A 7134-nucleotide genomic window follows, 5' to 3' on the forward strand; every position below is an offset into this window, starting at 1 on the left:
GTAGGAGCCCTTGAGCCGGTCCGGGTCGACGTTCGGACGAGGCGCTTTCCTGGAGACCGGCGGCAGAGTGCTCCGCATGCACACCAGAACACGACGTCTTGCCGTGGCGGCCGTTGCCGCCGGAGTCCTTGCCTCGTCTCTTGGAGCGCCCGCTGCTGCCGCCGCGGGCCGGACGGCAGGCTCCCGGTACTCCAGCACGGATTTCCGGCACGCTCTCGACGCTCTCCGCGCCGCGGGCGTGGTCGGCGTACAGGGGCGCGTCATCACCGAGGACGGCCGCCAATGGACGGCGACCGCCGGCGTCGCCGACACCAGGACCAAGCGGCCGGTGCCGGCGCACGGCCATTACCGCATCGGAAGCAACACCAAAACCTTCGTGGCCGTCGTCGTTCTCCAACTCGCCGCAGAGGGCAGGCTCGGCCTGGACGACACCGTGGACAGGTGGCTGCCCGGCGTGGTCCAGGGCAACGGCAACGACGGGCGAAAGATCAAGATCAGACAGTTGCTCCAGCACACCAGTGGCCTGTACGACTACCTCGCCGACCTGGGGCCGCGCGACGCCGAGTCATTCGAGCAGGAGAGACTGCGGCGCCACACGCCGGGGGAACTGGTCGCCGCGGCCATGCGCCACGCACCAGCGAGCCAGACCTGGTCGTACTCGAACACCAACTACGTCCTGGCCGGCATGATCATCGAACGGGTGACCGGCCGACCGTGGGACCGTGAGGTGGAGCGCCGTGTCATCCGCCCGCTCAGGCTCAGGGACACGAGCGTTCCCGGAGCCGAGACAGGGCTGCCCCGCCCGTACGCGAGGGCGTACCAGCAGTGGCGGCCCGGCGGCCCGCTGACCGACGTCACCGTGCACAGCCCCACCTCCTACGGGGCGGCCGGGTCCATGATCAGCACCACGGCGGATCTGAGTCGGTTCTTCCGCGCGCTGCTCGGCGGCAAGCTGCTCAAGCCCGCCCAACTCGCCGAGATGAAGAAGACCGTCGCGGTGTCCAACGGCGTAGCCACCGGCTACGGCCTCGGCCTGTTCCAGAACAAGCTGTCGTGCGGCGGCACGTACTGGGCCCACGGCGGCAACACCGCGGGCTACATCAGCCGCGAAGGCTTCACCGCCGACGGCCGGCGCAGCGTGGCCCTGTCCATCAGCGGCGCCGCGGGCAAGACCGTCGAGGACTACCAGAAGCTTCAGACGATGACCGACCAGATCATCGACGACATCCTCTGCGACCGGGAGGGGTCGTGATCGAAGCGGTGGGCCTCACCAAGAGGTACGGGGCCACCACCGCAGTCGACGGCCTGTCCTTCAGCGTCCCGGGGGCTCGGGACTCTACTGACGGGTAGCTACGCTAAGGACGGATCCCCGGGATTGACGCTGGTGAGCGACTTCCGAAGTCGAGTGCGCGGATGCGCGAAGTGGTCTGCACGCCCGTAGGGCATGCAGACCACTTGGGCGGGCGCACATGCCCGCGAGCACGGCCCGCGAAGAGCAGATCCGGCTTCCGCCTTCCCGGGCAGAGGAGCGGCGGGAGCCGGGGCGGGCGGCGCCGTGGAGGGTTACTTCGGCTGCCAGCGGCCGATCTTCTTGCTGGTGAGGGTGGCGCCGATGCGGGTGTAGAAGCGCTGTGCCGCCTCGTTGGTCTCGGCGACCTCCCAGCGGATGACCTTGCCGTCGGCGGCTTCGGCGGCCGCGTGCATGAGCCGTTCGCCGATGCCGTGGCCGCGTTCGGCGCCGGTCACGTACAGGTCGTCCAGGTGCAGGTAATCCTGCCCGGACCAGAAGCTGATGCGCTCCAGCCAGGAGACGTAGCCGACGGCCTGGCCGTCCCGCTCGGCGATCAGGTAGGTGATGTCCGGGCGGGCCAGCATCCGCTTCAGGTCGTCGACGCTCACCGTGACGCCCCAGGCCTGGTCCTGATGCTCGGCCAGCCCGCGAATGAGGTCGTGCACGATGGAGGCGTCATCGGGGGTGGCGCGACGGATGTCGATCACAAGGGGTCCTTCCAGACAGAGGTTCGCCGGGGTGGGGGTTGCTGTATTTGCGGGCCGGGCGCCCGCTGCGGGGCCGGTGGGCTGCCGAGTGGTCATGGAGTTGGAGTGCCGCCGGTGGGCGGCACGTGGCCGAGCCGCCGCAGCGCCAGCACCGCCGCGCCGGCGGCGATGACCGCGGCGATCACGGCGGCGGTGGTGAGCCCGCCGGTGAACGCGGCCCGGGCGGGGGCGAGCACGGCGGCGGCCAGCTCGCCGGGCAGTGTTTGCGCGGCGGTGACCGCGCCGTCGAGGCTGTCGCGGCCGGCGGCGGCGGCCTCGGGCGGCAGGCCGGTGGGCAGCGTGTCGTCGATCCGGGCACGATAGACGGCGGCGCCGATGCTGCCGATGATCGCGATGCCGAGCGAGATGCCCAGGTCGCTGCAGGTGGTGGCGAGCCCGGAGGCGGCGCCGGCCTTGTTCGGCGGGACCGAGCCGACGACCAGATCGGCGGTCAGCGCCATGGACGGCGCGACGGCCGGGTACAGCACCATGAAGCCGGCCACCAGCAGCGGCAGCCCGCCGGCCGCGTCCACCTGGGTGATCATCAGGTAGCCGATCACCTGGATGACCAGTCCGGCGGCGATCAGGCGGCCGGGGCGTACGCGCCGGGCCAGGATGGGTGAGGCCGTGGAGGCGATCACCAGCAGGGCCGCGCCGGGCAGTACCCACAGCCCGGCTCGCAGCGGGGACAGGCCTTCGACGAGCTGCAGGTACTGGGTGAACAGCAGGTAGATGCCGCCGAGGCCGGTGGCGCGAGCAGGAAGACGCCCAGGGCGCCGCTGACGGTGCGGTGCGCGAACAGCCGCACGTCCAGCAGCGGTTCGCTCAGGCGTCGCTGGCGGACGACGAACCAGGCGCCGAAGGCCAGCCCGGCCGCGAGGGCGGCCAGGGCGGGCAGCAGCGCGTCGGGCTTGGCCAGTTCCTTGACGCCGTAGATGATCGGCAGGAGCGTGGCCAGCGACAGCAGCACGCTGAGCAGGTCCGGCCGGCCTGCCGCTGGGTTGCGGGGGTTGGGCAGCAGCAGCAGCGGCGCGCCGATCGCCACGATGGCCATCACCGGCACCGCGACTAGGAACGCCGCGCGCCAGGAGAAGGCCTCCAGCAGCGCGCCGCCGAGCACCGGGCCGAGGGCGGTGCCCACGGAGATGCCGCCCGACCAGATGCCGACGGCGATGCCGCGCTGGCGGGGGTCGGTGAAGGTGGAGAAGATCAGGCCGAGGGTGGCGGGCATCTGGGTGGCCGCGGCGGTGCCGAGCACGGCTCGCCAGACGATCATCAGGGTGGGGTCGGAGGTGGTGGCGGCGGCCACCGAGGCGACGGCGAAGACGGCCGCGCCGGCGGTCAGCAGCCTGCGGTGGCCGATCCGGTCGCCGAGGGTGCCCATGGTGACCAGCAGGCCCGCCATCAGGAACCCGTAGATGTCGATGATCCACAAGGCTTGGCTGCTGCTCGGTCTCAGGTCTGCGGCCAGTTGCGGCATGGCCAGGAACAAGATGGTGAGCATCATGAACAGCAACATGGCGGGCAGGACCAGCACGGCCAGCCCGAGCCGGTCTTTCGGCCCCGCACGCCGGGTGGAGGGGGCAGCGGCGTAGGACATGTCATGACCTTTCGTCAGTGATTGAGAGTGATGGAGAGCGGTGAGCCGACGTGGCCGTGCGCGGCCGTCCCCCGGCCCAAGCTCGGCGGGAGCCGTACCCCGGTAGGGCTTATCCGGGGTGCGGGGGTGCCCGGGTATCCGGCGGGTGTTCTGCGCAGGGGAATGACGATCTGGGCGAGCGGCGAGACAGTGTGGTCAGGGGGCGGGGGTCAGGGGAGGTGCCGGGTGGCGCGGTCGAGTAGGTCCCCGATCAGGTCGGCCACCTCCCGGGGGGTGAAGTCCATGGCGTTCTCGCCGACGCTGACCTCGAAGCTGCACCGTCCGGGGTCGGGGTTGGTGCGCACCCGCCCCCACAGCTGGATGCCGTGCTCGGCGAGCAGGGCCGCGCCGGCCTGCTCGACGGCCCGTTTCGGGGCCGGCAGATGGACGTGGAACAGGGGGTCTGCGGCGGGTCGGGGCAGGCGCGGGCGGCGCTGCCGCCGTTGATCGCGGCCGCGAGGGCGAGGGCGTGCTCGCGGTAGGCGGCCATGCGGTCGGGCAGGCCGTCGAGGTGCGCTAGGGCGGCCAAGGCCAGTGGCCAGGCGTCGCGGATGCCGCCGCCCAGCCGCTGACGCCACACCCGGGCGGCGTCTACCGTGGCCGCATCGGCGGCCAGCACGGCGCCGCGCACCCCTTGCAGGCTCTTGTAGAGCGAGACGTACACGGTGTCGAACAGGCCGGCGATCTCGGCGAAAGGCCGCCGGTAGTAGGTCTGCGCCTCAAAAAGGCGGGCGCCGTCCAGGTGGGCGGCGGCCCCGCGCTCGCGAACCAGCGCCACCTGCTCGCGCAGTTCCTCCCATGGCGGCAGCAGTCCGCCGAGGTCGCGCTGCGGCAGTTCCCACACCACCGCGGCCAGCGGCTCGCCGATGGCGGCCAGGTCCGCGGCGGTGAACAGCTCGTTCAGGTCGCCGGTGCGGCGCATCCGCAGGCCGTGCACGGCGTTGTAGCCCTGCTCCTCCCACACCTCCAGGTGCGAGTGCGGGTGGGCGGCGAACGTGTGGCGCCCGCGCCGCTCGGCGTGCAGCCGCAGCGCGACCTGCTGCGCCATGGTCCCGCTCGGGAAGAACAGCGCCGCCTGCTTGCCCAGCAGCCCGGCCAGCCGCTTCCACGATCGACCCCCTGCCCACCCGCCGGTACTTCGGCGGTTCCTCGGCCGCCAGCGCACGCTTGACGGTGTTCTTCGAGATGCCCATCCGCCGAGCGATCGCCTTGATCGGCATGTTCTCGGCCCGGTGCAACCGGCGGATCTCCGCCCAGTCCTCCACCTTGATCACCCTCCACGATGACAATGGAGGGGGTCAGATTTCGGCCGTGGGGGATTCCAGCGGTCGTCGCAACGCTGTCGCTCTTCCCATCATGCCAGCGCCTCCCGGAAGACTTCGGCAGGTGTTCGCCAGCCCAAGGTCTTGCGAGGACGGTGGTTGAGGCGATGTTCCACGGCTCGTAGCTCTGCGGCGGAGTGGACCGACAGGTCGGTGCGTTTGGGGAAGTACTGACGGAGCAAGCCGTTCGTGTTCTCGTTGGTGCCGCGCTGCCAGGGGCTGCCTGGGTGAGCGAAGAACACCCCTTCGCGCAGCAAGGGCGCGATCTGCTGGTGACAGGCCATTTCCGAGCCCTGATCGCAAGTCAGCGTCCAGCGGACCGTGTCGGGCATCTCGACGAATGTCTCGACCAGCGCATCACGAAGCGCCTCGGCGCTTCGGGCACCGGGCAGATGGATCAGGCGAAGATAGCGGCTGGCGCGGTCGACCATGGTGCCGATCGCGGACCTGCCACCAGCACCGATGATCAGATCTCCTTCCCAATCACCGATCCGCTGCCGTTCCTCCACAACAGCGGGCCGGTGCTCGATCAGCAGCGAAGGGGCGAGGAAACGCGATCGCCGCTCATCGGGACGGCGGCGACGCTTGCGCATCGGCCGTCGAGTGCGCAGCTTCTTGGTGAGCGTCCGGCTCAGCCCGCCCCGGCCGCCGTAATAGATGGCCTGGTAGATCGTCTCGTGGCAGACATGCCAGTCGGGCCGCTCCGGGAACTGCCGGCGCAGCCAGGCGGCGATCTGCTCCGGGCTCCACTCCAGCTCCAGCCGGGCTTGCACCTGCTCTCGCAGCTGAGCGTCCAGGAGTAACCGACCGCGGCGCTGACGTCGAGCTCGTTGCCGGGCGCGGGCCTGGGCCAGGTCGGCGTCGTAGATGCCGTTGTCGTGTCCGAACGTGTTGCGGCGCAGCTCCCTGCTGATCGTTGAAGGTGCCCGGCCCAGCCGCTCGGCGATTGCCCGTATGTTCAACCCCTGCGCGCGTAAGGTCGCGATCCGCTGCCGCTCCAGCAGCGACAGATACCGGCTGGAGCGAGCCTCCTCCGCCACACGAGCCGGTGGAAGACCGCCGTTCTCCGCCCTCCATCGATATCCCGTCTTCCGTCCGATCCCCACGATCCGACACGCCTCGACCGTGCCCGGCCTTCCAGGATCAACTGCCAGTACTGCGACTCCAGATCGAGCCGTCGCTTCTTGCCTCGCCTTGCCACCAACACCCCTTAATGATCATGGATGTTGCGACAAGTACTAGAACCCGCCCGTCGCCTGGGGGTCAGTTTTCAGGGTCTGGCACACATTCCGTGATCTTCCGGTGGACTCGGCTCACGGCTTGTTGATCATGTTTGGTGATCGTCTCGGAGCTGCTGGAAGTCTTCCTCCCTCATCTGGCCGGCATCTGCATCGAGCGCGTGTCCCGCTCCGGCAAGTCGGTACGTATCCAGGCCAGAACGGGCACGTCGCAGGCGGCATGTCCTGCGTGCGGAGGGGTGTCGGAGAGGGTGCACAGCCGATACGAACGGCGCCTGTGCGATGCCGCCATCGGGGGCCAGGAAACCTTGATCCATCTGCTGGTGGCGCGCTTCTTCTGCCGCAACCCGGCGTGCGACAAGCAGACCTTCGTTGAGCAGGTGCCCGGGCTGACCGTGCGCTACGGCCGCAACAGCATTCCCCTGCTGCAAACGTTACGGGTGATAGCGCTGGCGCTCGGCGGCCGGGCCGGCGCCCGGCTCACCGACCGGCTGGCCACGGCGGTGAGCCGGATGACCTTGATCCGGATCATCCGCGGCCTGCCCGAGCCCGCTCTGCAAGCTGGGCCGCAGGTGCTCGGAGTGGATGACTTCGCACTGCGCCGTGGCCACCGCTACGGCACCATCCTGATAGACATCACCACCCGACGGCCCATCGACATGCTGGACGAGCGCTCCGCTGACGCGTTGGCCGCCTGGCTGACCGACCACCCCGGCGTCCAGATCATCTGCCGTGACCGCGCAGGCAGCTATGCCGAAGGCGCCGCCCGCGGCGCACCGGAGGCGACCCAGGTCGCTGACCGCTGGCAGTGCGCCATGCGGCGCCTTGTCGTATCCCCGGTTCAGCCGGGAGGAATTCGGAGGGAGGTTCTTGGGTCTGATGGCTTACCCAATCCGGA

General features: G+C 70.1%; 7 protein-coding genes and 1 pseudogene. 2 read left to right on the forward strand and 6 right to left on the reverse strand.

The features are described 5' to 3' along the window. Nucleotides 1-76: 76 nt before the first annotated feature. Nucleotides 77-1252: a serine hydrolase domain-containing protein gene (locus tag ACIBVN_RS56270; RefSeq protein ID WP_397150413.1), complete on the forward strand. Its 1176-nt coding sequence runs from the start codon at nt 77-79 to the stop codon at nt 1250-1252. Nucleotides 1253-1563: 311 nt separating this feature from the next. Here ACIBVN_RS56270 and ACIBVN_RS56275 read toward each other — a convergent pair whose 3' ends face one another. The 6 genes and pseudogenes from ACIBVN_RS56275 to ACIBVN_RS56300 all read right to left on the reverse strand — a co-directional run bounded on the left by ACIBVN_RS56275 (nt 1564) and on the right by ACIBVN_RS56300 (nt 6038). Next, entirely contained in the window at nt 1564-1998 is a 435-nt protein-coding gene (locus ACIBVN_RS56275) for a GNAT family N-acetyltransferase (protein ID WP_397150415.1), read from the reverse strand. A 92-nt stretch (nt 1999-2090) separates the two neighbouring features. Then, nucleotides 2091-2771, reverse strand: coding sequence for an MFS transporter (locus ACIBVN_RS56280; RefSeq protein WP_397150425.1), 681 nt, complete (start codon nt 2769-2771; stop codon nt 2091-2093). After that, complete coding sequence (locus ACIBVN_RS56285) at nt 2675-3637, reverse strand: MFS transporter (RefSeq protein WP_397150417.1); 963 nt, start codon at nt 3635-3637, stop codon at nt 2675-2677. The genes ACIBVN_RS56280 and ACIBVN_RS56285 overlap by 97 nt, the downstream gene beginning before the upstream one ends. A gap of 250 nt (nt 3638-3887) precedes the next feature. Next, nucleotides 3888-4724, reverse strand: coding sequence for a beta-eliminating lyase-related protein (locus ACIBVN_RS56290; RefSeq protein ID WP_397150427.1), 837 nt, complete (start codon nt 4722-4724; stop codon nt 3888-3890). A 52-nt stretch (nt 4725-4776) separates the two neighbouring features. Beyond that, nucleotides 4777-4950: pseudogene (locus tag ACIBVN_RS56295) on the reverse strand (helix-turn-helix domain-containing protein); the annotation flags it as partial. Nucleotides 4951-5030: 80 nt separating this feature from the next. Continuing rightward, on the reverse strand, nt 5031-6038 hold the full coding sequence (locus ACIBVN_RS56300; protein ID WP_397150419.1) for an IS30 family transposase: 1008 nt from the start codon (nt 6036-6038) through the stop codon (nt 5031-5033). Between the two features lie 296 nt (nt 6039-6334). On the opposite strand from ACIBVN_RS56300, the gene ACIBVN_RS56305 reads away from it, so the two are divergent. After that, a partial coding sequence (locus tag ACIBVN_RS56305) for an ISL3 family transposase (RefSeq protein ID WP_397150421.1) occupies nt 6335-7134 on the forward strand: 800 nt, incomplete at its 3' end.

Origin of the sequence: Nonomuraea sp. NPDC049400, assembly GCF_044466425.1 — a bacterium.
GTDB lineage: Bacteria > Actinomycetota > Actinomycetes > Streptosporangiales > Streptosporangiaceae > Nonomuraea.

Coding starts and splice junctions, on each gene's coding strand:
- ACIBVN_RS56285 (WP_397150417.1), bottom strand. CDS start 3,637: ATGTCCTACGCCGCTGCCCCCTCCACCCGGCGTGCGGGGCCGAAAGAC.
- ACIBVN_RS56270 (WP_397150413.1), top strand. CDS start 77: ATGCACACCAGAACACGACGTCTTGCCGTGGCGGCCGTTGCCGCCGGA.
- ACIBVN_RS56290 (WP_397150427.1), bottom strand. CDS start 4,724: ATGGCGCAGCAGGTCGCGCTGCGGCTGCACGCCGAGCGGCGCGGGCGC.